This window comes from Nocardioides sp. NPDC101246 (assembly GCF_044767415.1).
In the GTDB taxonomy this organism is placed as follows: Bacteria; Actinomycetota; Actinomycetes; order Propionibacteriales; family Nocardioidaceae; genus Nocardioides.
This window is the reverse complement of sequence record NZ_JBIWNX010000002.1, coordinates 138,701-162,813: the sequence shown is the minus strand read 5'-3', so window position 1 is coordinate 162,813 and position 24,113 is coordinate 138,701. Positions and strand designations below refer to the sequence as shown.

General features: G+C 70.0%; 31 protein-coding genes. 23 read left to right on the top strand and 8 right to left on the bottom strand.

Going from position 1 to position 24,113, the window contains the following annotated elements:
* Positions 1-38: 38 nt before the first annotated feature.
* The 9 genes from hisD (at position 39) to ACIRON_RS03865 (ending at position 6,591) form a co-directional block, all read left to right on the top strand.
* Positions 39-1,334 (top strand): histidinol dehydrogenase, encoded by a 1,296-nt coding sequence (gene hisD, locus ACIRON_RS03905; protein WP_402989218.1) that lies wholly within the window; start codon positions 39-41, stop codon positions 1,332-1,334.
* Positions 1,331-2,425 (top strand): histidinol-phosphate transaminase, encoded by a 1,095-nt coding sequence (locus ACIRON_RS03900; RefSeq protein WP_402989216.1) that lies wholly within the window; start codon positions 1,331-1,333, stop codon positions 2,423-2,425. Before hisD ends, ACIRON_RS03900 begins: the two co-directional genes overlap by 4 nt.
* A complete protein-coding gene (gene hisB / locus ACIRON_RS03895; protein ID WP_402989213.1) occupies positions 2,422-3,033 on the top strand; it encodes an imidazoleglycerol-phosphate dehydratase HisB in 612 nt (203 codons plus the stop codon). Before ACIRON_RS03900 ends, hisB begins: the two co-directional genes overlap by 4 nt.
* Positions 3,030-3,674, top strand: a complete 645-nt coding sequence (gene hisH, locus ACIRON_RS03890) for an imidazole glycerol phosphate synthase subunit HisH (RefSeq protein WP_402989210.1) — start codon at positions 3,030-3,032, stop codon at positions 3,672-3,674. Before hisB ends, hisH begins: the two co-directional genes overlap by 4 nt.
* Positions 3,675-4,007 (top strand): hypothetical protein, encoded by a 333-nt coding sequence (locus tag ACIRON_RS03885; protein ID WP_402989207.1) that lies wholly within the window; start codon positions 3,675-3,677, stop codon positions 4,005-4,007.
* A gap of 9 nt (positions 4,008-4,016) precedes the next feature.
* A complete protein-coding gene (locus ACIRON_RS03880) occupies positions 4,017-4,451 on the top strand; it encodes a DUF1801 domain-containing protein (RefSeq protein ID WP_402989204.1) in 435 nt (144 codons plus the stop codon).
* A gap of 5 nt (positions 4,452-4,456) precedes the next feature.
* On the top strand, positions 4,457-4,948 hold the full coding sequence (locus tag ACIRON_RS03875; protein WP_402989202.1) for a DinB family protein: 492 nt from the start codon (positions 4,457-4,459) through the stop codon (positions 4,946-4,948).
* 136 nt (positions 4,949-5,084) lie between these two features.
* Positions 5,085-6,119: an isochorismatase family protein gene (locus ACIRON_RS03870; RefSeq protein ID WP_402989199.1), complete on the top strand. Its 1,035-nt coding sequence runs from the start codon at positions 5,085-5,087 to the stop codon at positions 6,117-6,119.
* Position 6,120: 1 nt separating this feature from the next.
* Positions 6,121-6,591 (top strand): SRPBCC family protein, encoded by a 471-nt coding sequence (locus tag ACIRON_RS03865; protein WP_402989196.1) that lies wholly within the window; start codon positions 6,121-6,123, stop codon positions 6,589-6,591.
* Between the two features lie 29 nt (positions 6,592-6,620).
* On the opposite strand, the gene ACIRON_RS03860 is transcribed toward ACIRON_RS03865, so the two are convergent.
* Positions 6,621-6,749 carry a hypothetical protein gene (locus ACIRON_RS03860; protein ID WP_402989193.1) on the bottom strand — a complete coding sequence of 43 codons (129 nt, stop codon included), beginning with the start codon at positions 6,747-6,749 and terminating at the stop codon, positions 6,621-6,623.
* Positions 6,750-6,783: 34 nt separating this feature from the next.
* Positions 6,784-7,005, bottom strand: coding sequence for a hypothetical protein (locus tag ACIRON_RS03855; protein ID WP_402989190.1), 222 nt, complete (start codon positions 7,003-7,005; stop codon positions 6,784-6,786).
* Here ACIRON_RS03855 and ACIRON_RS03850 point away from each other — a divergent pair.
* The 3 genes from ACIRON_RS03850 to hisF all read left to right on the top strand — a co-directional run bounded on the left by ACIRON_RS03850 (position 7,004) and on the right by hisF (position 9,412).
* Positions 7,004-7,723 (top strand): VOC family protein, encoded by a 720-nt coding sequence (locus tag ACIRON_RS03850; protein WP_402989187.1) that lies wholly within the window; start codon positions 7,004-7,006, stop codon positions 7,721-7,723. The two genes, ACIRON_RS03855 and ACIRON_RS03850, sit on opposite strands and share 2 nt — an antisense overlap.
* 181 nt (positions 7,724-7,904) lie before the next feature.
* On the top strand, positions 7,905-8,654 hold the full coding sequence (priA, locus tag ACIRON_RS03845) for a bifunctional 1-(5-phosphoribosyl)-5-((5-phosphoribosylamino)methylideneamino)imidazole-4-carboxamide isomerase/phosphoribosylanthranilate isomerase PriA (protein ID WP_402989184.1): 750 nt from the start codon (positions 7,905-7,907) through the stop codon (positions 8,652-8,654).
* Positions 8,651-9,412, top strand: coding sequence for an imidazole glycerol phosphate synthase subunit HisF (gene hisF / locus ACIRON_RS03840; RefSeq protein WP_402989182.1), 762 nt, complete (start codon positions 8,651-8,653; stop codon positions 9,410-9,412). The genes priA and hisF overlap by 4 nt, the downstream gene beginning before the upstream one ends.
* 282 nt (positions 9,413-9,694) lie before the next feature.
* On the opposite strand, the gene ACIRON_RS03835 is transcribed toward hisF, so the two are convergent.
* Both ACIRON_RS03835 and ACIRON_RS03830 read right to left on the bottom strand, forming a co-directional pair.
* On the bottom strand, positions 9,695-11,122 hold the full coding sequence (locus tag ACIRON_RS03835) for a YncE family protein (RefSeq protein ID WP_402989180.1): 1,428 nt from the start codon (positions 11,120-11,122) through the stop codon (positions 9,695-9,697).
* Between the two features lie 113 nt (positions 11,123-11,235).
* Positions 11,236-11,859 carry a TIGR03085 family metal-binding protein gene (locus tag ACIRON_RS03830; RefSeq protein WP_402989177.1) on the bottom strand — a complete coding sequence of 208 codons (624 nt, stop codon included), beginning with the start codon at positions 11,857-11,859 and terminating at the stop codon, positions 11,236-11,238.
* Between the two features lie 87 nt (positions 11,860-11,946).
* Between ACIRON_RS03830 and ACIRON_RS03825 the strand changes: the two genes are divergently transcribed.
* Both ACIRON_RS03825 and ACIRON_RS03820 read left to right on the top strand, forming a co-directional pair.
* Complete coding sequence (locus tag ACIRON_RS03825; RefSeq protein ID WP_402989175.1) at positions 11,947-13,731, top strand: ABC transporter ATP-binding protein; 1,785 nt, start codon at positions 11,947-11,949, stop codon at positions 13,729-13,731.
* 79 nt (positions 13,732-13,810) lie between these two features.
* Positions 13,811-15,628, top strand: coding sequence for an ABC transporter ATP-binding protein (locus ACIRON_RS03820; protein WP_402989172.1), 1,818 nt, complete (start codon positions 13,811-13,813; stop codon positions 15,626-15,628).
* Between the two features lie 16 nt (positions 15,629-15,644).
* Here ACIRON_RS03820 and ACIRON_RS03815 read toward each other — a convergent pair whose 3' ends face one another.
* Complete coding sequence (locus tag ACIRON_RS03815) at positions 15,645-16,037, bottom strand: nuclear transport factor 2 family protein (protein ID WP_402989169.1); 393 nt, start codon at positions 16,035-16,037, stop codon at positions 15,645-15,647.
* A gap of 86 nt (positions 16,038-16,123) precedes the next feature.
* On the opposite strand from ACIRON_RS03815, the gene ACIRON_RS03810 reads away from it, so the two are divergent.
* Positions 16,124-16,894 (top strand): helix-turn-helix domain-containing protein, encoded by a 771-nt coding sequence (locus tag ACIRON_RS03810; protein ID WP_402989166.1) that lies wholly within the window; start codon positions 16,124-16,126, stop codon positions 16,892-16,894.
* On the opposite strand, the gene ACIRON_RS03805 is transcribed toward ACIRON_RS03810, so the two are convergent.
* The gene (locus tag ACIRON_RS03805) at positions 16,891-17,307 is read right to left on the bottom strand and encodes a DUF2752 domain-containing protein (RefSeq protein ID WP_402989163.1); all 417 of its coding nucleotides are present in this window, start codon (positions 17,305-17,307) and stop codon (positions 16,891-16,893) included. The genes ACIRON_RS03810 and ACIRON_RS03805 overlap by 4 nt on opposite strands.
* On the bottom strand, positions 17,304-17,561 hold the full coding sequence (locus ACIRON_RS03800; protein WP_091046491.1) for a CD225/dispanin family protein: 258 nt from the start codon (positions 17,559-17,561) through the stop codon (positions 17,304-17,306). The genes ACIRON_RS03805 and ACIRON_RS03800 overlap by 4 nt, the downstream gene beginning before the upstream one ends.
* Positions 17,562-17,734: 173 nt before the next feature.
* Between ACIRON_RS03800 and hisI the strand changes: the two genes are divergently transcribed.
* Genes hisI through ACIRON_RS03785 form a run of 3 tightly spaced genes read left to right on the top strand, consistent with a single transcriptional unit; the run spans position 17,735 to position 18,899 of the window.
* Complete coding sequence (gene hisI, locus ACIRON_RS03795) at positions 17,735-18,106, top strand: phosphoribosyl-AMP cyclohydrolase (RefSeq protein ID WP_402989159.1); 372 nt, start codon at positions 17,735-17,737, stop codon at positions 18,104-18,106.
* Positions 18,103-18,654, top strand: a complete 552-nt coding sequence (locus ACIRON_RS03790; RefSeq protein ID WP_402989157.1) for a Trp biosynthesis-associated membrane protein — start codon at positions 18,103-18,105, stop codon at positions 18,652-18,654. Before hisI ends, ACIRON_RS03790 begins: the two co-directional genes overlap by 4 nt.
* Before the next feature lie 44 nt (positions 18,655-18,698).
* On the top strand, positions 18,699-18,899 hold the full coding sequence (locus ACIRON_RS03785; RefSeq protein ID WP_091046498.1) for an HGxxPAAW family protein: 201 nt from the start codon (positions 18,699-18,701) through the stop codon (positions 18,897-18,899).
* A gap of 63 nt (positions 18,900-18,962) precedes the next feature.
* Here ACIRON_RS03785 and ACIRON_RS03780 read toward each other — a convergent pair whose 3' ends face one another.
* Positions 18,963-19,298: a DUF4190 domain-containing protein gene (locus tag ACIRON_RS03780; protein WP_091046500.1), complete on the bottom strand. Its 336-nt coding sequence runs from the start codon at positions 19,296-19,298 to the stop codon at positions 18,963-18,965.
* A 147-nt stretch (positions 19,299-19,445) separates the two neighbouring features.
* Here ACIRON_RS03780 and trpC point away from each other — a divergent pair, with 147 nt between their 5' ends.
* Genes trpC through lgt form a run of 5 tightly spaced genes read left to right on the top strand, consistent with a single transcriptional unit; the run spans position 19,446 to position 23,871 of the window.
* The gene (gene trpC / locus ACIRON_RS03775; RefSeq protein ID WP_402989152.1) at positions 19,446-20,228 is read left to right on the top strand and encodes an indole-3-glycerol phosphate synthase TrpC; all 783 of its coding nucleotides are present in this window, start codon (positions 19,446-19,448) and stop codon (positions 20,226-20,228) included.
* Positions 20,229-20,236: 8 nt separating this feature from the next.
* Complete coding sequence (trpB, locus tag ACIRON_RS03770) at positions 20,237-21,481, top strand: tryptophan synthase subunit beta (protein ID WP_402989149.1); 1,245 nt, start codon at positions 20,237-20,239, stop codon at positions 21,479-21,481.
* Positions 21,478-22,275, top strand: coding sequence for a tryptophan synthase subunit alpha (gene trpA, locus ACIRON_RS03765; RefSeq protein ID WP_402989147.1), 798 nt, complete (start codon positions 21,478-21,480; stop codon positions 22,273-22,275). The genes trpB and trpA overlap by 4 nt, the downstream gene beginning before the upstream one ends.
* Positions 22,272-22,880, top strand: coding sequence for an SCO family protein (locus tag ACIRON_RS03760; protein WP_402989144.1), 609 nt, complete (start codon positions 22,272-22,274; stop codon positions 22,878-22,880). Before trpA ends, ACIRON_RS03760 begins: the two co-directional genes overlap by 4 nt.
* Positions 22,881-22,908: 28 nt before the next feature.
* Positions 22,909-23,871 (top strand): prolipoprotein diacylglyceryl transferase, encoded by a 963-nt coding sequence (gene lgt, locus ACIRON_RS03755; RefSeq protein ID WP_402989141.1) that lies wholly within the window; start codon positions 22,909-22,911, stop codon positions 23,869-23,871.
* Positions 23,872-24,113: the final 242 nt, after the last annotated feature.

Here is a 24,113-nt window from a genome sequence, read left to right as displayed (position 1 = left end):
GTCGGGGTCTGGTCATCGACGCGCCTAGAATTGCGATCATGATTCGCCGCATCGACCTCAGGGGCGCCGACCCCACTGTTGACTACCGCGCTGCCGTGCCGCGCGCCGAGTTCGACATCGAGGCGGCCACGCATGCGGTGCAGCCGATCATCGAGGCCGTGCGCGAGCGCGGCCAGGAGGCGATCGCGGAGTTCTCCGAGAAGTTCGACGGCGTGCGTGTCGACGACATCCGGGTTCCGGCCGCGGCGCTGACCAAGGCCCTCGACGAGCTGGACCCGGCGATCCGGGCCGGGCTCGAGGAGTCGATCGCGCGGCTGCGTACCACCTGTGCCGCCGAGCTCGAGGAAGACGCCGTCACCGACCTGGCGCCCGGCGCCCGGGTGACGCACCGCAAGGTGCCGGTGGGGCGCGTGGGGCTCTACGTGCCCGGTGGTCTGGCTCCGCTGGTCTCCTCGGTCCTGATGAACGTCGTCCCCGCCCAGGTCGCCGGGGTGCCCTCGATCGCGCTGGCCTCGCCGCCGCAGAAGGAGTTCGGCGGGCTTCCGCAGCCGACCATCCTGGCCGCGTGCGCGCTGCTGGGCGTGGAGGAGGTCTATGCCGTCGGTGGTGCCCAGGCGATCGCGATGTTCGCCTACGGGGTCGAGCCGTGCGAGCGCGTCGACATGGTCACCGGGCCCGGCAACATCTACGTCGTCACCGCCAAGCGCCTGCTCAAGGGCCAGGTCGGGATCGACTCGGAGGCCGGCCCGACCGAGATCGCGATCCTCGCCGACGAGACGGCCGAGGCCGCCTACGTCGCCGCCGACCTGATCTCCCAGGCCGAGCACGACCCCCTCGCCGCCTCGGTGCTGGTCACCGACTCCGAGACCCTCGCCGCCGACGTCGAGGCCGAGCTCGACAAGCAGGTCGCCGTGACCAAGCACGTCGAACGGATCCGCACCTCACTGACCGGTGCGCAGTCGGGCATCGTGCTCGTCGACGACGTCGACCAGGGCGTCGAAGTCGTGAACGCGTACGCGGCCGAGCACCTCGAGATCCACACCGCCGATGCCGCACGGGTGGCCGGCCGGATCCGCAACGCCGGCGCGATCTTCGTCGGCTCCTACGCTCCGGTGTCGCTGGGTGACTACTGCGCCGGCTCCAACCACGTGCTGCCCACCGGCGGCTGTGCCTGCCACTCCTCGGGTCTCTCGGTGCGGGCCTTCACCAAGTCGATCCACGTCGTCGACTACTCCCGCGAGGGGCTGGCCGCGGTCAAGGACCACGTGGTCACCCTCGCCGAGGCCGAGGACCTGCCGGGCCACGGCGCGGCGGTGTCGGTGAGGTTCCGATGAGCTGGCCGCCGATCCGTGCCGAGCTCGCCGGGATCGAGCCCTACGGTGCTCCGCAGCTGGACGTCCCGGTCCAGCTCAACGTCAACGAGAACCCCTACCAGCCCTCCGCCGAGACGATCGCCGACATCGCGGCCAGCGTCGGCCAGGCGGCGCGCACGCTCAACCGCTATCCCGACCGCGAGTTCGTCGCGCTGCGGGAGGGGCTGGCTGCCTACCTCTCCTCTGATGTGGAGGCGCAGATCACGCCGGAGCAGGTGTGGGCGGCCAACGGGTCCAACGAGGTGATGCTGCAGCTGCTGCAGGCCTTCGGCGGCCCGGGGCGCACCGCGATCAGCTTCGCGCCGACGTACTCGATGTATCCGGAGTACGCCCGCGACACCAACACCGAGTGGCTGGTGGGCCACCGCGAGCAGGACTTCGCGATCGACCTCGACAAGGCACGGGCGCTGGTCGAGGAGACCCGCCCGCAGGTCGTGCTCCTGCCGAGCCCCAACAACCCGACCGGCACCGCGCTCCCGCTGGAGGCGGTCACGGTGCTGTGCGAGGCGGTCGGCGACGGCGGGATCGTCGTGGTCGACGAGGCCTACGGCGAGTTCCGGCGGACCGGGGTGCCCTCGGCGCTGGAGCTGCTCTCCGAGCACCGCAACCTGGTGGTCACCCGCACGATGTCGAAGGCGTTCGCCGGGGCCGGGCTGCGGCTCGGCTACCTGGCGGCCGACCCGGCGATCTGTGACGCGATCCGCGTCGTACGCCTGCCCTACCACCTCTCCGCGGTGACCCAGGCGGCGGCGAGCGCGGCCCTGCGGCACGCGCCGGAACTGCTCGGCTACGTGGCCTCGCTGCGCCGGGAGCGGGACTCCCTGGTCACCTGGCTGCGTGGAGAAGGTCTCGAGGTGGCCGACTCGGACGCCAACTTCGTGCTCTTCGGCCGCTACGCCGACCGGCACGCCGTGTGGCAGGGACTGCTCGACCGTGGCGTGCTGATCCGCGAGACCGGCCCCGACGGCTGGCTGCGGGTCTCGGTCGGGACCCCCGAGGAGACGGCCGCCTTCAAGCAAGCGTTGACCGATGTGAATGGAGAACGAGCATGACCGCACGCACCGCGCGGATCGAGAGGGAGACCTCGGAGTCGAAGGTCGTCGTCGAGGTGGACCTCGACGGCACCGGACGGGTGGATGTCGCGACCGGCGTCGGGTTCTACGACCACATGCTGACCGCCTTCGGTCGGCACTCGCTGGTCGACCTGACCGTGCACTCCGAGGGCGATGTGCACATCGACGCCCACCACACCGTCGAGGACACCGCGATCGTGCTCGGCCAGGCGCTGCGCGAGGCGCTGGGGGACAAGAAGGGCATCCGCCGCTACGGCGACGCCACCGTCCCGCTCGACGAAGCCCTGGTGCGGTGCGTCGTGGACGTCTCCGGACGCCCCTACTCGGTCCACACCGGTGAGCCGGAGGGTCAGCAGTACGTGCTGCTCGGCGGCTCCGGGGTGCCCTACCTCGGATCCCTGACCCAGCACATCTTCGACTCCATCGCCCACCACGCCCACCTGACGATGCACGTCAACGTGCTCGCCGGGCGCGAGCCGCACCACATCGTGGAGACCCAGTTCAAGGCGTTCGCGCGGGCCTTCCGCGACGCGATCGCCTACGACCCGCGCGAGACCGGGATCCCGTCGACGAAGGGTGCCCTGTGACTGGGCCGTCGGTGGTGGTGCTCGACTACGGCTCCGGGAACGTACGCTCCGCTGTCCGCGCCGTCGAGCGTGCCGGTGCCTCGGTCGAGCTGACCGGTGACCTCGACGCCGCGATGGCCGCCGACGGGCTGCTGGTGCCCGGCGTGGGTGCGTTCGAGGCCTGCATGAAGGGCCTACGGGCGATCCGCGGCGAGCGGATCATCGCCCGGCGGCTCGCCGGCGGGCGTCCGGTCATGGGGATCTGCGTCGGCATGCAGATCCTCTTCGAGACCGGCATCGAGCACGGTGTCGAGACCGAGGGCTGTGGCGAGTGGCCCGGTGTCGTCGAGCGGCTGCAGGCGCCGATCGTGCCCCACATGGGCTGGAACACGCTCGACGTCCCGTCGGGTTCCTCGCTGTTCGCGGGTGTGGAGAAGGAGCGGTTCTACTTCGTGCACTCCTACGGCGTGCGCGACTGGACCCTGGTCACCAACGACCGCACCGTCGCGCCGCTGGTCACCTGGGCCGAGCATGGTGGCGACCGGTTCGTGGCCGCCGTCGAGAACGGCCCGCTGAGCGCCACCCAGTTCCACCCGGAGAAGTCCGGCGACGCCGGCGCCGCGGTCCTGCGCAACTGGGTGCTCTCGTTGAAGGCGGCGTAGGTGGCCCAGACCGGAGCCCGGGCGAAGGCCCGTGCCGAGCGCGAGCGGCTGGCGGCTGCGGCCGCCGAGGAGCGGGCCGCCCGGGCGGCCAGGTCCGCCGAGCGCCGAGCGCGGCGTGAGCGGTTGGCCAGGTGGTTTCCGGCCGGCCGGTCCCGGCCGGTCAGTGCGCTCGCGGAGCGCCGGCGGCGCAACGTACGGATCCTGATCGTCGTCCTTCTCCTCCTCAACGCGCTCGTCTACCTCGTCACCGAGGACGTCGGCACGGTCGTCTTCGCGGCCATCGCGTCGGTGCTGGTCGCGCCTGTGGTCTACACGCTGCTGTTCCGCCGCTAGGGTGGCCCGATGGCAGCCAAGACGACCTGGACCGACGCCGATCCGGTGGGTTTCATCGAGGCTGTCTCGCCACGGAAGCGTCGCCTGGACGCGGTTGCGCTGCTGGAGCTGATGCGACGCGTCACCGGCGCGGAGCCGCGGATGTTCGGCACCGCGATCGTGGGTTTCGGCGAGTACCACTACAAGTACGCCAGCGGCACCGAGGGCGATGCCCCGGCCGCCGGCTTCTCGCCGCGCAAGGCCGCCTCGGTCGTCTACCTCAACGACGGCATCTCGGCCCACGAAGACCTCCTCGCCCGCCTCGGCCCGCACACCAACGGCGTCAGCTGCCTCTATCTCAAGGATCTGGGCGCGGTCGACCCGGAGATCCTCGAAGAGATCGTCCGACGCTCCTACGCCACCCTGACCAGCGGCATCTACGGCAACCGCGCCGCGGAAGGATGAGCGTCGTGATCGACGACTTCGCGAAGGCTCACCTGCACGACAAGCTCCGCGGGGTCCGCGAGGCGCTGGTGTGGAAGCTCGAGGGGCTCTCGGACGATGACGTCCGTCGTCCGATGACCCCGACCGGCACCAACCTGCTCGGCCTGGTCAAGCACAACGCCCTCTCCGATGCCCGCTACTTCGGCGAGGTCTTCGACCGTACGCCGCCGCTCGACCTCCCGGCCTGGGACACGCCCGGCTGGTGGGACGCCACCCACCGGGCCGGCGAGCACGAGAGCCGCAGCGATGTTCTCGACCTCGCCGACCGGGTCTGGTCCCACGTCGACGCCACCATCGAGGCACTCCCGATCGACGCCCCCGGCTACGTACCGTGGTGGGACGAGGAGGTCATGCTCTTCAACGTCATGGCCGCCCGCCTGTGCGACGCCACCCGTCACGCCGGCCACGCCGACATCCTCCGCGAGACCATCGACGGCTCCGTCGGCGTCAACCCCTGAGCGCCTCGTAGCCCTGTGCAATCGATGCGGGCTGCCGCCGCGTCCCACGTGTAGTTTCGCAACCGTGGCCCTGTGCACTTCCTCGCTGACGACGGATGATATCGAGTGGGTCTGGGACCTTTACCGGACGACTCTCATGCCAGATCAGGTCGAGGTCACCGGGCGTCTCGAGAGCGAGCTGTACGCGGCACAGGTCGCCGGGCTCGAGTCCGGGTCGTTCTCCGCCCTGATCGATGATCACGGCCAACGGGTCGGCTTCATCCGCGTCACCGACGACGGCACGGCATTGACCCTCCGAGACCTCGCCATCGAACCGGACCAGCAGGGTCGTGGTCTCGGCAGCGCGGCCGTCGCATTGGTCGCCGCGCGTGCTGCCAGGGTCGGTCAGGACGTCGTGCTCCGGGTCCTCCACATCAATCCCCGCGCACAGAGCCTCTATGAAGGGCTCGGTTTCGAGGTCGACGAGGAACGCAGCAGATCCACCCAGATGCGACTGCCGGCATCCGAGGTGCACAGATGGGCGATCCCTGAGCGGGAGTACGCGCGGCAGGAGGCTCGGCGCGGTAGGCGATATGCGTACGAGTCCCTCGACCCGGCCAGGACGGCGCTGCTGGTCATCGACCTGGTCCCGTTCTTCTACGAGGCGAATGCGACCTGCTTCGCGATCACCCCGAACGTAGGTCTGCTGGCGGCTGCGCTTCGTGAGGCGGGCGGCGTGGTCGCGTGGGTCATTCCGGGCGACCCGGGGCCGACGAGATGGGCGCGGGAGTTCCGCGGGGAGGAGGTGGCGGAGATGTTCCGGGGCAGTGGCGGAACCGGGCCGGTCGCGGGTCGGCTCGGGCCGGGTCTCGAGGCGCGCGATGGTGACCTTCTCGTCGAGAAGACCGCGACCAGTGCGCTCTTCCCGGGCAGCTCGACGCTGCACGAACAGCTCCAGGCCCTCGGTGTCGAGACCGTCGTCGTCACCGGCACGCTCACCGAGGTCTGCGTCGCCGGCACGGCGCGCGACGCCGCCACGCTGGGATATCGCACGATCCTGGTCGCTGACGCGACCGCGGGCCGCGACGACGAGTCCCACAACGCAACGCTGACGACCATCTATCGCACCTTCGGGGACGTACGCAGCACCGAAGACGTCCTCGAACTCGTCGCCGCAGGCGTACTGTCGTGACATGACCGACTACGAGGTCTCCAGGTCCGCAGTCCTGCCGGGCGACATCGGGCGCATCCACGCACTGCTCGACGACTTCCACGAGTGGCCAGCCTGGTCACCCTGGGAGGGGCTCGACCCGGACATGTCGCGCACCTACTCGGGTGCCGAGTCCGGTGTCGGCGCACGCTATGCCTGGTCCGGCAACAAGCGCGCTGGTGCCGGTGCGATGGAGATCACCGAGTCGACGCCCGAGCGCATCGAGGTCGCGCTGGAGTTCCTCAAGCCGTTCAAGAGCCGCAGCACGGTGAGCTTCGACCTGGCCACCGTCGTCGACGGCACACGGCTGACCTGGACCCATGCCGGATCCGTGAGCGGCGTGATGGGCGTGATGGCCAGGTTCTACTCGATGGAGAAGGCGATCGCGCCCGACATGGAGAAGGGGCTCGCCAACCTGGCGGGCCTGGCCAGGCGTCCCTCGGACGCGGACTGAGCCGGCGCCGTTCGGTCCCGCGAGCCGCGCTATCGGTCGATGACCTCACCCGAGGTGTCTTCGTCGGGCTGCTCGGCCAGTTCCTCGTTGCCGTCCCAATCGAGCGGGATCTCGGTGACGGCCGAGCGGTCGACCTCGATGATGCGGCCGTTCTTCATCCAGCTGTAGTCCGACCGGTACGGATCGTCGACCTCACCGGTCAGCCGGTCGCCGTCGGGCCCTGATGACCTTCAGGTAGGGCGTATCCCCGAGCCACGCGTCGACCGCTTCGGCCGACGTCGCCGGAGCGCCGTCGGGGGAGGCCGCCCGGATCTGGATGCGGACGATGTTCCGCTCCGCCGGCCCCTGGACCGATCCGGCGCGGCGTCGAATCCGGTTGTGTACGCGGCCGGCCCGTCCTAGGTTGCCGGGCATGACACCTCGGCGGTTCGGGATCTGCATCGACGCCAACGACCCGGATCGGGTCGCGAGATTCTGGGCGGGGGTGCTCGACCGGGAGGTCGAGACCGTCGGCGCGGAGATGCGGCTGCTGCCGCGTGCGGAGGACGACATCCGGATCCGGTTCCTGGCCACGGAGGCGCCGAAGACGCTGGAGAACCCGCACCATCTCCACCTGACCAGCACGCTTCCGGACGATCAGCAGCGGACCGTCGAACGCCTGCTCGGCCTCGGTGCCACCCATCTCGATGTGGGCCAGCTGCCTGAGGAGGACCACATCGTGCTCGGTGACCCGGAGGGCAACGAGCTGTGCGTGATCCCGGCCGGCAACAGCTGGCTCGCCGGGACCGGCTTCCTGGGTGAGGTTGCCGCGGACGGGTCGCGGGAGACCGGCGTGTTCTGGAGCGCGGCGCTCGGCTGGCCGCTGGTCTGGGACCAGGACGGCGAGACCGCGGTCGCGACCCCGTCGGGCAGCGCCAAGGTCGCCTGGGGCGGGCCGCCGCCGGTGCCGCGCGGGCCGCGGGACCGGTTCCGCTTCGACCTGATCGCGCCCGAGGACACCGGTCCCGCAGCCGAGATCAGCCGCCTCGTCGGTCTCGGTGCGACCGTTGTCGAGGAGACGTACGGGGACGGGCGGTGGGCGAGGATGATCGACCCGGACGCGTACGAGTTCACGTTGCTGGCACCTCGCTGAGCGTGTTCCTTGGTCAAGGCGGTGTCCTGAGCCTGTCGAAGGGTATGCAGGCGAAGGGCTGCTTCCCGCGCGGAGTTCGGCGGGGGATGTGATCCTTCGCCTGCATACCTTGACGGAGGAACCGTCTCGCAGCCGGACGGCGGGGCAGGGGTGGCGGCGTACAGAACATAGGATCGTCCCCATGGGTGACTACCTCGAGCTCCTGCCGGCCGTCGACGTGAAGGGCGGGCAGGCGGTGCAGCTGGTCCAGGGCGTGGACGGGTCGGAGAAGCGGTTCGGAGATCCGTTCGAGGCCGCGCTGAGGTGGCAGGAGACCGGCGCCGAGTGGATCCATCTGGTCGACCTCGACGCGGCGTTCGGCCACGGCAACAACCGCGAGATCCTCGCCGGGATCGTCGGCAAGCTCGACATCAAGGTCGAGATGAGCGGCGGGATCCGCGACGACGAGTCCCTCGCGGCCGCGATGGCGACCGGCTGCCGCCGCGTCAACATCGGCACCGCCGCGCTCGAGAACCCGGAGTGGACCCGTGCCGCGATCGCGACCTACGGCGACCGGGTCGCGGTGGGCCTCGACGTACGCGGCCGAACCCTCGCCGCGCGCGGCTGGACCCAGGAGGGCGGCGACCTCTACGAGACCCTCGCTCGTCTGGACTCCGAGGGCTGCGCGCGCTATGTCGTCACCGACGTCAACAAGGACGGCATGCTCCAGGGCCCCAACCTCGATCTGCTCCGCGCGGTCTGCGAGGCCACCGACCGACCGGTCGTGGCGAGCGGGGGAGTGACCACCATCGACGACATCGAGGCGCTGATGGGCCTGGTCGAGGTCGGCGTGGAGGGCGCGATCGCCGGAACAGCGCTCTACACCGGCTCCCTCGACCTCGCCGAGGCGCTCGACCTCACCCTGGGACGACCGCGCGGGGACCAGTCATGACGTTGGCCGTACGCGTCATCCCCTGCCTCGACGTCGACGCCGGTCGTGTCGTCAAGGGGATCAACTTCAAGGAGCTGCGCGACGCCGGCGACCCGGTGGAGCTGGCCGCGACGTACGACAAGGAAGGTGCCGACGAGCTCACCTTCCTCGACATCTCCGCCTCGCACGAGGGGCGGGCGACGACGCTCGAGATCGTCACCCGCACCGCTGAGCAGGTCTTCATCCCGCTCACGGTCGGCGGCGGCATCCGCAGCGTCGACGACGTGGACCGGATGCTTCGTGCCGGTGCGGACAAGATCGCGGTCAACACCGCGGCCATCGACCGCCCCGAGCTGATCGCCGAGATCGCCGACCGGTTCGGTAATCAGGTGCTCGTGCTCTCCGTCGACGCCCGCCGGGCGCCGGGGACCGACTCCGGTTTCGAAGTCACGACCCACGGCGGCCGCAAGTCCGCCGGGTTGGATGCGATCGAGTGGGCGGCCAGGGCCGTCGAGCTCGGTGCCGGGGAGATCCTGCTCAACGCCATGGACGCCGACGGCACCGAGGACGGCTTCGACATCGACCTGATCAAGGCCGTACGCAGCGAGGTCACCGTCCCGGTCATCGCCTCCGGGGGCGCCGGCAAGGCCGAACACTTCCCGCCTGCGGTCGACGCCGGCGCGGATGCCGTCTTGGCGGCCACCATCTTCCACTTCGGCAAGGTGCGGATCGGCGAGGTCAAGCAGGCGCTCTCCGGCGCGGGTGCGGCTGTTCGTTGACGCCGGCCCGGCGCACTTTCCCGCCGTGGCGGGACAGTGCGGCGTCGATCGTGCGGTCTGGCCCGCAGAACCCCGCCATGGCGGGATTCTGTTTCCGTGAAACCGGATAGCCCGGGGCGCTATCGCACACCCTCGTCGCCCGCGCCGCCACCGCACAGCCCATCGCGGGGACGAGGCTGGCCGGTCCCAGATTCCCGCCATGGCGGGGAAATGCCGCGGCCCCGCGCGACCCGCCCCGTGCACTTTCCCGCCATGGCGGGAAAATGCCCGCGCCCGCCCCGGCTAGCTCAGCAGCGAGCCCGGGATCTGCCCGTGGCGTACGCGCTGGGGGTGGTTGCCGACGTCGAGGTAGGCGAGCTCCTCGCCGGTGCGGAAGTCGATCACGGCGACCGCGTCGGCGTCCGAGAGCGATGCCCAGCAGGTGTTGCCGAGGCCTTCGGTGGTCCAGTAGGGCTTGCCGTAGTAGTGGCCGGTGGTCTCCTCGTCGAGGATGGTGTGCTCGCCGCTGGAGCGGTCGACCATCGCGACGTAGTCGTCCATCGTCCCCGCCGCGCACAGGGTCTCGCCCTTGGAGTCGATCGAGAGACCGTGGTGGGCGGAGTCGTTGACGTAGAGCTCGCGGGGCAGCTGGGTGTGCTTGGGGAGCTGGATGACGCGGGTGACGGCGCCGGTGCGGGGCTCTTCGACGGAGCCGGTGGAGTAGCCGACCTTCCCGTCGATGTCGGCGGCCTGGGTGTCGAACTCGACGATGCCGTGCAGGAACGACATCTGGAAGTAGATGAACCGTTCGCCGGGCGCGACCGCCATGGGGCGTACGGCCGAGGAGATCGAGGCGTAGCCGGCCTCCTCCAGCTCCTTGCCCATCTCCCAGCGCTTCTCGATCCCGAACGAGGCCTCGTCGACGATCTCGAACCAGCGGTCGCCCTTGATCGCGTCGTGGATCGGGCCGATCTTGATCGGCGGGAGCAGGTCGGTGCCGGGGATGGTGCCGAGGCCGAGCTGGTCGAGGTTGATCAGCGGCAGCGAGTCGAGGGAGATCTCCTTCTGGTCACCGGGCAGGTAGACGCGGCCGATGGAGGCGTGGAAGATGCGCGAGCCGTCCTCGGAGTAGTTGTTCTCGTGCGGCGTCTCACCCGACTCGAACGTACGCAGCCGCTCACCCGTCCGCGGGTCGCCCGCACCGCCCATCCAGTACTCGTGCACCGAGCGCGAGGTCGAGTCCGAGACCAGCAGCTTGGTGCCGTCGGGGGAGAGGCCCATGTGGTCGGTGCGATGACCGTCCATCTGCTGCTCGACCACGACGGAGTCCGGCGAGCCCGCGAGCGCCTTCTCGATGTCGATCCAGACCACGTCGGCGAGGCTGGGCCGCGAGACCGCCAGCAGCTTGCCGTCCCGGCTGGTGAACATGTCGTCCACGAGCTGGTCGTTGCCCTCACCGGGGCCGTAGCGGACCAGGTAGTACATCGCCAGCCGCTCGGGATCCTGATGGATCTCGGCGATCTCCTGCTTCTTGTCCGGCACCAGGTCGATGTCCTTGCGCAGCACCTCGAGGCTGCGGGCGTCGACGATCGAGGCCGTCCCGTCCCAGTTGTTGCCCACGACCATCACGTCCCGCAGCTCCGGGGTCGCGCTCGCGCTGATCGCCGGCGCGGCTGCGGTGAGCGAGAAGACGAAGAGCATGGCGACGGTGACTGCTGCCGCACGACGCATCGCGGGACCTCCTGGGGGATTCGGTTATCTGAGACACAACGTCTCGAGACCCGGGGAGGTTACGGGGAGACGTTCCGCTGAGTGGAACCCTGTGGTCGCCGGCGACGCCGGGCTCAGAACCCGAGGCTGGCGTTCTCCAACAGCGTGATCCGCTCGGCCGGCCCGTCGAAGGAGAGCCCCCGCACCTGGTGACGCCCGAAGCAGAAGAGCAGAAGCTCGCTGACGGGGCCGGTGATGGTGACCGGCTCCTCGCCGGCCCGGAGGGTGGCGGTGTCGGTGCCGTTGCTGACCACGAGCGGGGTGTCGGCGGACCGGACCAGACCCTTGCCGAACAGCTTCAGGGTGCGCCAGAGCTCGCGCTCGGCAGCCGCGGGGAGCGTACGTGGCGCCCAGCCCGGCTGGGCGCGGCGGAGGTCCTCGTGGTGGACGAAGAACTCCACGGTGTTGACCGCCTTGTCGATCGGCCCGAGCGCGAACGGGGTGCCCTTCGGGTCGCGGAGGCGGTCGGCGAGAGCCTCGAGCGGCTGGGCGGCGTAGGCGGCCTCCGCCTTCCTCAGCACGGGCGCGAGCGGTGTGAGGAAGTTGCCCGCGGCTGCCCAGGGGCGGCGTTCGCGGACGAGCAGGTGCACCAGCAGGTCCTTGACCTCCCAGCCTTCGCAGAGCGTGGGGGCCGTCGGCCCGAGAGAGACGGCGGTGTCGCACAGGGCGATGCGCTCGGAGCGCGCGAAGGAAGCCACGGCCTGCACTCTATCGAGCCGTCGGGCGCTGGGTGGTTCCAAAAAAATTCGTCGCAGGAACGGTGCTGACCTAGGCTTTACCTCGAGATGAGTGACGAGGATCTGATACCCCAGCGGGCCACGACGACCGACGGGTTCAAGGTTCTCGGAGTCGCGATCCGGCGCGAGTGGGCGGTCTTCACGCTCTCGACCCTCGGTTCCGCGCTCTTCGGTGCGCTGACCGTCGCCGACGCCTGGGTGCTGGGCTGGTCCACCGACCACGTGCTGGTGCCGGCGCTGCGCGACGGTGAGATCGGCGCCGGCTGGCTGTGGGCCGTGGTGGGGCTCTTCGTCGGCGTCGCGATCCTGCGGGCCGTCGGGGTGGTGGCACGGCGGCTGGGCGCCGGGGTGATGCAGTACCGCATGCAGGCCCATTCGCGCCGCGCGGTCACCCGGCAGTACCTGGCGCTTCCCCTCGCCTGGCATCACCGGCACCCGACCGGCCAGTTGCTCTCCAACGCCAACTCCGACGTCGAGGCGTCCTGGGCGCCGATCGCGCCGCTGCCGATGGCCGTAGGCACCCTCGCGATGATGGTGATCGCGATCGGGCAGATGTTCTGGACCGACGTCGTCCTGGCCTCGGTCGCGATCCTCGTCTTCCCGGCGGTCGTCGTCGCCAACCTGGTCTTCCAGCGCTTCTCCTCGCCGCTGATGACCCGCGCCCAGCAGCTGCGCGCGGAGCTCTCCGGGATCGCCCACGAGTCCTTCGACGGCGCCCTGGTCGTCAAGACGCTGGGCCGCGAGGCGGAGGAGACCACCCGCTTCCAGGACAAGGCCCAGGAGCTGCGCGACGTCAACATCCGCGCCGGCCGCCTCCGCGCAGCCTTCGACCCGATCCTGGCCGCGCTGCCCAACGTCGGGGTTCTCGCCGTCCTGGCCGTCGGCGTCGGCCGCGTCTCCAGCGGATCCGCCGCGCCCGGTGATGTCGTCCAGATCGCCTTCCTGCTCACCATCGTCGCCTTCCCGATCCGGTCCTTCGGCTGGCTTCTGGGGGAGTTCCCGCGCAGCGTGGTCGGCTATCGGCGGGTCCAGCGGGTCCTGGACGCGACCGGACGCCTGGCCTACGGCACGGCGAAGACCAGCCGCGAACCGACCGGCGCTCGCGTCCGGGTCGACGGCGTCGCCTACGCCTACGCCGAGGGCCCGACGCTCCTCGACGGCGTCGACTTCGAGGTCGAGCCGGGGCGTACGGTCGCGATCGTCGGCGAGACGGCCGCCGGCAAGAGCACCCTGACCATGCTGCTCGCGCGGCTCGTCGACCCGGAGTCCGGCCGGATCACCCTGGACGGCACCGACCTGCGCGACCTGGACGTGGGGGAGTGGGCCCGGGTCGCGGCGCTGGTGCCGCAGACGGCCTTCGTCTTCGACGACTCCGTACGCGGCAACGTCACCCTCGGCGCAGACCTCACCGACGACGAGGTCTGGTCAGCGCTCAAGGCGGCCCAGGCCGACGGCTTCGTCACCGCACTGCCCAACGGCCTCGACACCACCCTCGGCGAGCGCGGCGCGAGCCTCTCCGGCGGGCAACGTCAACGCCTGGCCCTGGCCCGAGCGCTCGTCCGCCGCCCGCGACTCCTGATCCTCGACGACGCCACTTCCGCGGTCGACCCCGAGGTCGAGCAGCGCATCCTCGCCGCGCTGCGAGGCGGTGCCGGCGACACCAGCCTCGTCGTCGTCGCCTACCGCAAGGCCACGATCGCGCTCGCCGACGAGGTCGTGCACCTCGAGGACGGCCGCATCCGCGACCGCGGCACCCACACCGAGCTGCTCGCCCGCGACGAGTCCTACGCCCGCCTGGTGAACGCCTACGAGACCCCGGAGGCCATTCAGTGAGCGAGCGTCAGCGAGCGAACATCCAATGCATGATGCCGTTGCCTCCGTATGATTGCGCTTGCGCTACGGAGGTGGCGGCATGACGGCGACCCTCGAACCCCAGACACGGGTCGACAGCGGCGAGGAGCTCGGCGCGATCGAGACCATCCGCCGGGGCATCAAGCACTCCCCGGAGCTGGTCGAGGGCATCCGCGGCACCTTCGCGCTGGCCGTGATCGCGAGCGTCGGGCAGGTCGTCGTACCTGTCGTCGTCCAGCAGACCCTCGACAACGGCCTGAGCGGTCCGGACGGCCCCGACCTCGGCTACGTCCTGCGCGCCGGTCTCATCGCGGTGGTCGCCATCGCCGTCACGGGCGTGGCGTCGTTCCTGATGACGAGCCGGCTCTTCACCGCCGCAGAGCGGGGCCTGGCGACGCTGCGTACGAAAGCCTTCCGGCACGTCCACGACCTGCCGATGCTCACCCAGTCGACCGAACACCGCGGGGCGCTGGTCTCGCGGGTGACCAGCGACGTCGACCAGGTCAGCCAGTTCATCGTCTTCGGCGGTCTGCTCTTCATCGTCAGCATCGGGCAGATGCTGATCGCCACCGTCGTGATGGTGATCTACTCCTGGCAGCTCGCGATCCTGGTCTGGCTCTGCTTCGGCCCGCTCTTCTTGAGCCTGCGGTTCTTCCAGCGCAAGCTGTCCGCGGCCTACACGCTCTCCCGCCGCCAGGTCGCCAAGATGCTCTCCGCGGTCTCCGAGCCGGTCGTCGGCGCCGCCGTGGTGAAGGCGTACGCGGTCGAGGACCGCACCCAGGAGCGCATCGACCGCGAGATCGATGCCACCAGCGCCGCCCAGATCAAGGCGCAGGCCTACACCTCGGTCTTCTTCAGCCTCGGTGGCCTCTCGGGCGGCCTCGCCAACGCCGGCGTGATCGTCGGCGGCGTCCTGCTGGCGCTCGCCTACCGGGGCACCGGCGGCGCACTGACCGTCGGCGAGATCCTGGCCTTCGCGTTCCTGGTGACCCTCTTCGTGGGTCCCGTGCAGATGGGTACGCAGATCCTCACCGACGCGCAGAACGCGATCGCCTCCTGGCGGCGCACGATCGGGATCCTGGACACGCCCGCGGACCTCGTCGACCCGGGCGCCGACGGCACGGCTCTGCCCCGCGGCCCGCTCTCGATCGAGTTCGACGCGGTCACCTTCGCCTACCCCGGCGGCCGTCCGGTCCTCCACGACATCTCCTTCGAGATCGCCCCCGGCCGCCGGGTCGCGGTGGTCGGCGAGACCGGGTCGGGGAAGTCGACGATCGCGAAGCTGCTCACCCGGGTGATGGACGTGACCGAGGGCAGGGTGCGCCTCGACGGCGTCGACGTACGCGAGATCGGCAACGCCTCGCTGCGCACCAGCGTCGTGCTCGTCCCCCAGGAGGGCTTCCTCTTCGACTCCACATTGGCAGACAACGTCCGCTACGGGCGACTGGACGCGACCGACGAGGAGATCGAGGAGGCTGCCCGGGTGCTCGGCCTGGGGGACTGGCTCGCCGGCCTCCCCGACGGCGTACGCACGAGCGTGGGGCAGCGCGGCGAGTCGCTCTCGGCGGGGGAGCGCCAGCTCGTGGCCCTGTTGCGCGCCCAGCTCGCCGACCCGGACCTGCTGGTCCTCGACGAGGCCACCTCCGCGGTCGACCCGCGCCTGGAGATGAGGATCAACCGGGCGCTGGAGCGCCTGATGAGCGGACGCACCTCGGTCACCATCGCCCACCGCCTCTCCACCGCCGAGGCCGCCGACGAGGTGATCGTCGTCGATGCCGGTCATCTCGCCCAGCGCGGACCGCACAGCGAGCTGGTGGCCCAGGCAGGATCCACCTACGCCCGCCTGCATGCCTCCTGGGTCGCCCAACAGGGCAGCTGAGCCGGCGGCGTCGGGCTCAGGCGTCCCACCAGGACAGGTGCGCGGCGGCCTCGGCGGCCGGCTCGATGATCTCCCAGATCTCGGCGATCATCCCGTCCTCGAACCGGCAGATGTCCACGACGGTGATCTCGGGTCCGTCCGGCAGCCGGCGACGGGTGTGCATCACGACGTGCTCGTCGGTGGCCAGCACGTGCTCGACCTCGACCTCCATGCCCCCGATCCGCTCGAGCGAGCTGCGGACCGCGGCGAGCCACTGCTCCTTGGTCGACGTGGTCGCGTCTGGCCGATGGTGGACGAAGTCCGGTCTCAGCAGTCGCTCGACCGGTTCGACGTCACCCGTCGCGACGAGTCCCGCGAAGGCGGCGGTGAGGCTGTCCACGGCGTCCGTGGGTGTGCTCTGTGTAGTCATGGCGCCAGTGTGTTCGGGTTCGGGACGAGCGTCGATGACATGGGAGTTCATGGCGTACGACCGGGCGATGAGCCATCCTGAGGCCCATGCACACGGTCGGAGAGATGTTGCGGGACTGGCGGCACCGACGTCGCCTCAGCCAGCTCGACCTGGCGATCGCCGCCGATGTCTCGGCGCGTCACGTGAGCCTGGTCGAGACCGGCAGGTCCAGGCCGAGCGCCGAGATGGTCCTCAGGCTCGCCGACCAGCTCGACGTCCCTCTGCGGGACCGCAACCAGCTCCTGCTCGCCGCGGGCTTCGCGCCGCGCTACACCCAGCGGCCCATCGAGGACGCCGCTCTCACCGCGGCTCGCGAGGCGATCGGCCGGGTGCTCCGCGCCCACGAGCCGTATCCGGCCCTGGTGGTCGACCGCCGCTGGAACATCGTGATGACGAACCGCGCCGTCGACCAGTTCTTCGCCGGCGTCGACCCGGAGCTGCTCGAACCGCCCGTCAACCTCGTCCGCCTCGGCCTCCATCCGCGGGGCCTGGCGCCCCGAGTCGTGAACCTGGCCGACGTACGTGCGGTGTTCCGCGCCCGGATCCGGCGTCAGCTCGCCATCGTCTCGGACCTCGAGCTGGCCCGGCTCTACGAGGAGGTGCTCGCGCCCGGTGGCCCGGACGAGGCGTCATCGCTCGCGCTGGAGGCGGATGTCGTGATCCCCATGACGATCCGGGTCGAGGGCGGCGAGCTGAACCTCTTCTCCACCATCACGACCTTCGGCACCCCGATGGACATCACCCTCGACGAGGTCGCGATCGAGTCCTACTACCCGGCCGACGAGGCGAGTGCCGCCTACTTCGCCGACAGGTCCTAGGCAGCGAGTGCGGTGAACGGTGCCCAGGGCAGGTTGCGCAGGACCGTGAAGGCCAGAGTCAGGGTCAACCAGGTGTAGAGCGCGGCGCGGGAACGGGCCCAGCCGGGGGCGGGGCGGCCGCCGACGCGGTCGCGGAGCCAGAAGTACCAGAGCAGCCCGAGCAGCGGCAGCCCGAGCAGGAACATCAGCGCGTTGTGGCCGATCGCGCCGGCGACGTCGCCCGAGAGGAGCGACATCGTGCCGCGGGTCATCCCGCAGCCGGGGCAGTCGATGCCGGTGAGGGCGTGGATCGGGCAGGGCGGAACGTAGGCGACGAGCCCGGGAGAAGCGGCGAAGACGGCCGCGAGGCCCGCCCCGCCGGCCACGACGGCCAGTGGGACGAGCCCCGCGCGCACCCGTGAGGGTGTGGTCACATGGTCCCCGACTGGGCGGCCATGCCGAGGCCGAGGACGACCGAGGCGATGATGTAGATGACGATCACGACGACGCCGGTGACGGCACCGATGATGCCCCACTTCTTGGCGCCCGCGGCGTCACCCTGGACGGCCTTGACGATCGAGACGATGCCGAAGGGCAGGCAGCAGAAGATCGTGACCAGGATGCCGATCACGAGGGCGCCGGTGTCGGTCTGCTTCGCCGGTGCCGGCTGCGGGGTGGGGTTAGCCATGGTGCGGTGTTCTCCAGTTTGAATAGTCGACCCGTGGGGTCGGCTGACAGGGCCGTACCGAGACCGGCCCAGATGACCGGGTGAGTGTGCCAGCCCGGCGCTTCGGCAGCCCCGGAATATCGCCGCGACATGCCGGTTGTGTCCGTACTGTTGCCCAGCGGGATACTGGAGCCGTGACTACTGGACCCACGAGCGAGGGACTGGACCCCGCCATCGCAGATCGGCTCAAGCGCAACCCCGACGGGCTGGTGCCCGCGGTGGCGCAGCAGCATGACACCGGCGAGGTGCTGATGCTCGGCTACATGGACGACGAGGCCCTGGCGCGCACGCTCTCGACGGGCCGGGCGACGTACTGGTCCCGCAGCAGGCAGGAGTACTGGGTCAAGGGGGAGACCTCCGGCCACCGGCAGTACGTCAAGGAGGTCCGCCTGGACTGCGACGGCGACACGATCCTGCTCAAGGTCGACCAGGAGGGCCCGGCCTGCCACACCGGCGACCACACCTGCTTCGACGCCGGCCTGCTCTCGTCCGGTCCGATCGCGTGAAGTCGTCGTTCGGCCCGACCGTCACCACCGGACTGATCGGCGCGGCCATGGCCGCCTGGGCAGGGTCCAACGAGTGGGTCAAGGTGACCGCGCCGGCCCAGATGCCGGCCGACCTCAACGACTCCCCGGCCACCACCGGCCTGGCCCTGGTCGCCCTCGCCGCCTGGGGCGTGGTCCTGGTGACCCGTGGCCTCGTACGTCGCCTGGTGGCCGCCCTCGCGGGCCTGGCCGGGATCGGCGTGGTCGTCACCTTCTTCGGCCATGCCGGGATCGACGCGCTCGGCCGGGCGATCGACTCCGAGGTCGTGTGGGGTGAGACCGAACACGCCACCACTCCCTGGCCCTACCTCGCGCTGCTCGGCGCGGTCCTGACCGTCGCGGCGGCCGTCGCGGCCGTACGCCTCGCTCCCTCGTGGCCCGAGATGGGCCGCAGGTACGACGCCTCGGCGGCAGCGAAACCGGAGCAGAAGCCGCTGGAGGAGCAGTCCACGATCGATGTCTGGAAGTCGTTGGACGAGGGTCGGGACCCGACAACGGGCGAGCAATGAATACACTGCAGCCAAGCACAAAGAACTCGTAGAGGAGTCATCGCATGTCCGCCAGCCACGGCAACACCCCGGCAGCCTGGATCGCAGTCGCGGTCGGTCTCCTCGGCTTCCTCATCGGCAGCGTCGCCATGATGCTCGACCCGATCAGCTGGTTCGTCTTCTGGATCGGCGTCGCCGTCACCGTCGTGGGCGGCCTGCTCTTCATCGTGCTCTCCAAGCTCGGCTTCAACGTCGAGTCACACTGAGCCTGTGAGACAGCGAGGCCCCCGGCGGATCCGCCGGGGGCCTCGCTGATTTCTGAGCCGGGCTCAGTAGGTGGTGGCGCTGCCGCTGAAGTCGAGCGCACCGGACAGGTTCAGGATGATCCCGATGATGCCGAAGACGACCGCGACGATGCCGAGGATGAAACCGGCGGTGGCCATGCCACGCCCGCTCTGCGCGCCGCCGGAGGCGTCGATCTCGTTCTGGGCCATCTTGCCGAGGATGATCGCCGGGATACCGGTGAAGAAACCACAGCAGACACAACCGAGAATGCCGAGGACAAGTGCCCAGATCGCCTTCTTGTTGTTGCCCGCAGGCTGGCCGGGCTGCCCGGGTGCCGGCGAACCGTACGGGGGCGGCGGCGGCGGAGTTCCGTAGCTCATGTGTCTGACCTCCAAAGTCAGGCGAGTTGGGTTGAGATGGGAGAAACTTAACGTTTCCCGCCCGCACTGTGGCGCCAAATCGGGCGTGTCACGGTTCGGGTGAGAGGCTTTGCACGTGGGTCTTACCCGGAAACGAGAGGTTTAAACATGTCGGTGCTCGAAAAGATCATCGACGGCGTACGTCTGGACCTGGCGCAGCGCCAGGCGACGGTGTCCGAGGCGGATCTGCGGGCCCGGCTCGCCGACGTCGACGCGCCTCGCGACCCGATGCCGCACTTCCGTGCGCCGGGCAGCAGCGTGATCGCCGAGGTGAAGCGGAAGAGCCCCTCCAAGGGTGCCCTGGCCGACATCCCGGACCCGGCCGAGCTGGCCCAGAAGTACGCCGCCGGCGGTGCTGCCGCTATCTCGGTGCTCACCGAGGAACGCCGCTTCGGCGGTTCCCTCGCCGACCTGCGCGCCGTCCGCGCGGCCGTCGACACCCCGCTCCTGCGCAAGGACTTCATCGTCGAGCCCTACCAGCTGCTGGAGGCCCGGGCCGCCGGCGCCGACCTGGCGCTGCTGATCGTGGCCGCGCTGGACGACGACACCCTGCGCAGCCTCTACGACCAGGCCCGTGAGCTCGGGCTGACCGTGCTGGTCGAGACCCACGACGAGGCCGAGGTCGCCCGCGCGGTCGACCTCGGTGCCGAGCTGATCGGCGTCAACGCCCGCAACCTGAAGACCCTGGAGATCGACCAGGACGTCTTCGGACGGCTCGCGCCGCTCATCCCCGAGGACCGGGTGAAGGTCGCCGAGTCGGGCATCTTCACCGCCACCGACGTCAAGCGCCACGTCGTCGAAGGGGCCCGCGCGGTCCTGGTCGGCGAGGCGCTGGTCAAGCATGGCGACCCGCAAGGCACGGTCGCCGAGTTCACCGGAATCCAAGGCTAGGACCAGCCATGACAACTCACATCCACGAGACGACGAGCTACGACGCCGACGAGTTCGGCTGGTTCGGCGGCGAGGCCGAGGGATTCGGCGGCCGCTTCATGCCCGAGGCGCTGATGAAGGCGCTCATCGAGCTCGACGACGCCTGGCAGAAGGCGAAGGCCGACCCGGAGTTCGTGGCTGAGTTCGACGCGATCCTGCGCGACTACGCCAATCTGCCGAGCCCGCTCTACCACGCCACGAGGCTCTCCGAGCAGCTCGGCGTACGCGTCCTCCTCAAGCGCGAGGACCTCAACCACACCGGCGCCCACAAGATCCGCAACGTCCTCGGCCAGGCGCTGCTGACCAAGCGGATGGGCAAGACCCGGGTCATCGCCGAGACCGGCGCGGGCCAGCACGGGGTGGCCTCCGCGACCGCGGCCGCCTACTTCGGTCTCGACTGCACCGTCTACATGGGCAAGGTCGACACCGACCGCCAGGCGCTCAACGTGGCCCGGATGCGGCTGCTCGGCGCCGAGGTCGTCCCGGTGCCCTCCGGCAGCGGCACCCTCAAGGACGCGATCAACGAGGCGCTGCGCGACTGGGTCGCCAGCGTCGACCACACCGCCTACCTGTTCGGCACCGCCGCCGGGCCCCACCCGTTCCCGACCCTGGTCCGCGACATCGTGCGCGGCATCGGCGACGAGGCCCGGGCACAGTCCCTCGAGCAGTTCGGCGGCCTCCCGAACGCCGTCCTCGCCGCGGTCGGAGGTGGCTCGAACGCCATCGGTCTCTTCACCGCGTTCCTGGACGACGAGGACGTCGAGATCCACGGCTTCGAGGCCGGGGGAGACGGCTTCGAGACCGGTCGCCACGCCGCGACCATCCAGGCCAACGACCCGGGCGTGCTCCACGGCGCCCGCACCTACGTGCTCCAGGACGAGGACGGCCAGACCATCGAGTCCCACTCGATCTCCGCCGGTCTCGACTACCCCGGGGTCGGCCCGCAGCACGCCTGGCTGGCCAAGTCCGGCCGCGCCTCCTACACCTCGGTCACCGACAAGGAGGCCATGGACGCCTTCGCGCTGCTCTCGCGCAGCGAGGGCATCATCCCGGCGATCGAGTCGGCCCACGCGATCGCCGGCGCCATCAAGATCGCTCCGCAGATCAAGGAGCGTCACGGCGAGGGCGCCACGATCCTGATCAACCTGTCCGGTCGCGGCGACAAGGACATGGGCACGGCCATCGAGTACTTCGGGTTGGGAGAATCAAAGTGAGCACGTCGACAGCGTTCGAGAAGGCGAAGGCCGAGGGCCGCGCCGCCCTGGTCGGCTACCTCCCGGCGGGCTTTCCCACGGTCGAGGGCTCGATCGAGGCGCTGACCACGATGGTCGAGGCCGGCTGCGACATCATCGAGATCGGGCTGCCCTACTCCGACCCGGTCATGGACGGCCCCACCATCCAGGACGCGGTGCAGCAGGCGCTCGACGGCGGCGTACGTGTCGACGACGTGTTCCGCGTCGTCGAGGCCGTGGCCGCGACCGGGGTGCCGACCCTGGTGATGACCAGCTGGAACCCGATCGAGCGCCGCGGCGTGGACCGCTTCGCCCAGCAGCTGCAGGACGCGGGCGGCGCGGGCCTCATCACGCCCGACATCACCCCCGACTTCGCGCCGGAGTGGATCGAGGCCGCCGACGCCCGTGACCTCGACAAGGTCTTCCTGGTCGCGCCGAGCAGCACCGACGAGCGGATCGCGATGACCACGGCCGCCAGCCGCGGCTTCGTCTACGCCACCGCGGTCATGGGCGTCACCGGCGCCCGTGCCAAGACCTCCGACCTGGCCGCACCGCTGGTCGCCCGGACCAAACAGACCACGGACCTGCCCGTCGGCGTCGGCCTCGGGGTCAGCAACGGTGCCCAGGCCGCCGAGATGGCTGCCTACGCCGACGGGGTCATCGTCGGCTCCGCCTTCGTGCGTACGCTGCTGGACAACCGCTCCGACGAGCAGGCGGCGCTCAAGGCGCTGGCGAGCCTGACCGAGGACCTGGCCGCGGGAGTCCGCTCGCGTTGAGGTTCCTGGCTCTTCCTGTCCTGCTCGTCCTCATCGCAGTGCTCACCGGCTGCGGTGCCGCCGGCACCGGCCAGGCGCCGGCCTCGGCGATGACCGGTCAGGAGCACACTCCCTACCAGCTCTCCGACACCGCGCTGACCGACACCGAGGGCGAGCCGTTCTCGCTGGCCACCGATGTCGACAAGCCGCTGACGCTGGTCTTCTACGGCTACACCAGCTGCCCTGACGAGTGCCCGCTGGTGATGTCGAGCCTGACCGCGGCACTGACCCGCCTCGACGACGCGGACCGGGACAAGGTCGAGGTCGTGTTCGTCACCACCGACCCCGCGCGCGACTCGCAGAAGGTTCTGCGCAAGTACCTGGACCGCTACGACGAGGACTTCATCGGCCTGACCGGTGACATGAAGGACGTCGTCACCCTGGCCGAGTCGATGCGGCTCTACATGGGGGAGGCCGACCGGCTACCCAGTGGGGGCTACGATCTCGGGGTCCACGACACCCATGTCTCGGCCGTCTCCCAGGGACGGGCCAGCGTGGTGTGGTCGATGAACACCTCTCCCAAGCAGTTCGCCGACGACATCCACCGCCTTCTCACTTCGAAGTAGCCAAGAAGGGCCCCGCATGATCCTCCCGATGTCCATCCCCAGCCCGGCCGAAGGCGTGCTCTGGCTCGGACCGGTCCCGTTGCGCGGCTACGCCTTCGCGATCATCCTCGGCATCATCGTCGCCGTCTGGGTCTCCGAGCGGCGCTGGCAAGCCCGCGGCGGGCGGGCCGGGGACATCCAGGACATCGCGCTGTGGGCGGTGCCGTTCGGTCTGGTCGGCGGCCGGATCTACCACGTCATGACTGACTGGCAGCTCTACTTCGGCGACGGCGGCAGCCCGATCGAGGCGCTCTACATCTGGCGCGGCGGGCTCGGTGTGTGGGGCGCGATCGCGCTCGGCGCCGTGGGCGCGATCATCGGCGCGAAGACCAAGGGCATCAAGATCATCCCGCTCCTGGACACCATCGCCCCGACCTGCCTGCTCGCGATGGGCATCGGCCGCTGGGGCAACTGGTTCAACCAGGAGCTCTTCGGCAGGCCCACCGACCTGCCCTGGGGCCTGGAGATCGACCCGTCGCGCTTCCCCGACGGTCCCAGCCAGTTCCCGGTCGGCACCACGTTCCACCCGACGTTCCTCTACGAGTTCTGCTGGGACATCCTCGCCTTCTTCGTGATCGTCTACCTGCAGAAGAAGCTGCGTCTGGGTGGCGGCCGCGTGGTGGCTCTCTACGTGATGGCCTACTGCCTGGGCCGCGGCATGATCGAGACCCTGCGCATCGACAACGTGCAGCTGGTCAACGTGCTCGGCCTGCGCTGGAGCGAGTGGATGTCGATCATCCTGTTCGTCCTGGCGGCAGCGTGGTGGACGTACGCCACCGTCACCGGCCGGGGTAGTGTCGAGGAGGAGGTCTACAGCGATCCTGCCAAGGCCCCGGCGAACGACGTCGACGACGACACCGAGAACGACATCGAGAACGAGCCCGCGAGCGACACCGACGGCGACGCGGCAGAGAACGGGACCGGCGACGAGGAATCCTCGACAAAGGCCTGATCAGACGCAGATATTAGGCGCAACGTAGCGCCTGGCGGGACGGTGTCCGCCGATCGACCCTCGTTCGCAACCTTCGCGTGACACAGTGGTAACCTTGCCGCACTCGCGCGGGCCAACGCTGTCCCCTGCAGATTGCCAGTTTCATCCCCGCAAGGGCGCGCGCACTCGTCGCAGACATCCCTCACTCCGGACTCGACTCGAAGCAGAGTCGGAAATCCGGGGCTATTGGGCTGCGTCGGTCG

Bases quoted from the DNA above. Each gene is read 5' to 3' on its own strand.
- hisD (WP_402989218.1), top strand. From the start codon at position 39: ATGATTCGCCGCATCGACCTCAGGGGCGCCGACCCCACTGTTGACTAC.
- ACIRON_RS03900 (WP_402989216.1), top strand. From the start codon at position 1,331: ATGAGCTGGCCGCCGATCCGTGCCGAGCTCGCCGGGATCGAGCCCTAC.
- hisB (WP_402989213.1), top strand. From the start codon at position 2,422: ATGACCGCACGCACCGCGCGGATCGAGAGGGAGACCTCGGAGTCGAAG.
- ACIRON_RS03880 (WP_402989204.1), top strand. From the start codon at position 4,017: ATGGCAGCCAAGACGACCTGGACCGACGCCGATCCGGTGGGTTTCATC.
- ACIRON_RS03870 (WP_402989199.1), top strand. From the start codon at position 5,085: ATGCCAGATCAGGTCGAGGTCACCGGGCGTCTCGAGAGCGAGCTGTAC.
- ACIRON_RS03865 (WP_402989196.1), top strand. From the start codon at position 6,121: ATGACCGACTACGAGGTCTCCAGGTCCGCAGTCCTGCCGGGCGACATC.
- ACIRON_RS03860 (WP_402989193.1), bottom strand. From the start codon at position 6,749: ATGAAGAACGGCCGCATCATCGAGGTCGACCGCTCGGCCGTCACCGAG.
- ACIRON_RS03850 (WP_402989187.1), top strand. From the start codon at position 7,004: ATGACACCTCGGCGGTTCGGGATCTGCATCGACGCCAACGACCCGGAT.
- ACIRON_RS03855 (WP_402989190.1), bottom strand. From the start codon at position 7,005: ATGCCCGGCAACCTAGGACGGGCCGGCCGCGTACACAACCGGATTCGA.
- priA (WP_402989184.1), top strand. From the start codon at position 7,905: ATGGGTGACTACCTCGAGCTCCTGCCGGCCGTCGACGTGAAGGGCGGG.
- hisF (WP_402989182.1), top strand. From the start codon at position 8,651: ATGACGTTGGCCGTACGCGTCATCCCCTGCCTCGACGTCGACGCCGGT.
- ACIRON_RS03835 (WP_402989180.1), bottom strand. From the start codon at position 11,122: ATGCGTCGTGCGGCAGCAGTCACCGTCGCCATGCTCTTCGTCTTCTCG.
- ACIRON_RS03825 (WP_402989175.1), top strand. From the start codon at position 11,947: ATGAGTGACGAGGATCTGATACCCCAGCGGGCCACGACGACCGACGGG.
- ACIRON_RS03820 (WP_402989172.1), top strand. From the start codon at position 13,811: ATGACGGCGACCCTCGAACCCCAGACACGGGTCGACAGCGGCGAGGAG.
- ACIRON_RS03815 (WP_402989169.1), bottom strand. From the start codon at position 16,037: ATGACTACACAGAGCACACCCACGGACGCCGTGGACAGCCTCACCGCC.
- ACIRON_RS03810 (WP_402989166.1), top strand. From the start codon at position 16,124: ATGCACACGGTCGGAGAGATGTTGCGGGACTGGCGGCACCGACGTCGC.
- ACIRON_RS03800 (WP_091046491.1), bottom strand. From the start codon at position 17,561: ATGGCTAACCCCACCCCGCAGCCGGCACCGGCGAAGCAGACCGACACC.
- ACIRON_RS03785 (WP_091046498.1), top strand. From the start codon at position 18,699: ATGTCCGCCAGCCACGGCAACACCCCGGCAGCCTGGATCGCAGTCGCG.
- ACIRON_RS03780 (WP_091046500.1), bottom strand. From the start codon at position 19,298: ATGAGCTACGGAACTCCGCCGCCGCCGCCCCCGTACGGTTCGCCGGCA.
- trpC (WP_402989152.1), top strand. From the start codon at position 19,446: ATGTCGGTGCTCGAAAAGATCATCGACGGCGTACGTCTGGACCTGGCG.
- trpB (WP_402989149.1), top strand. From the start codon at position 20,237: ATGACAACTCACATCCACGAGACGACGAGCTACGACGCCGACGAGTTC.
- lgt (WP_402989141.1), top strand. From the start codon at position 22,909: ATGTCCATCCCCAGCCCGGCCGAAGGCGTGCTCTGGCTCGGACCGGTC.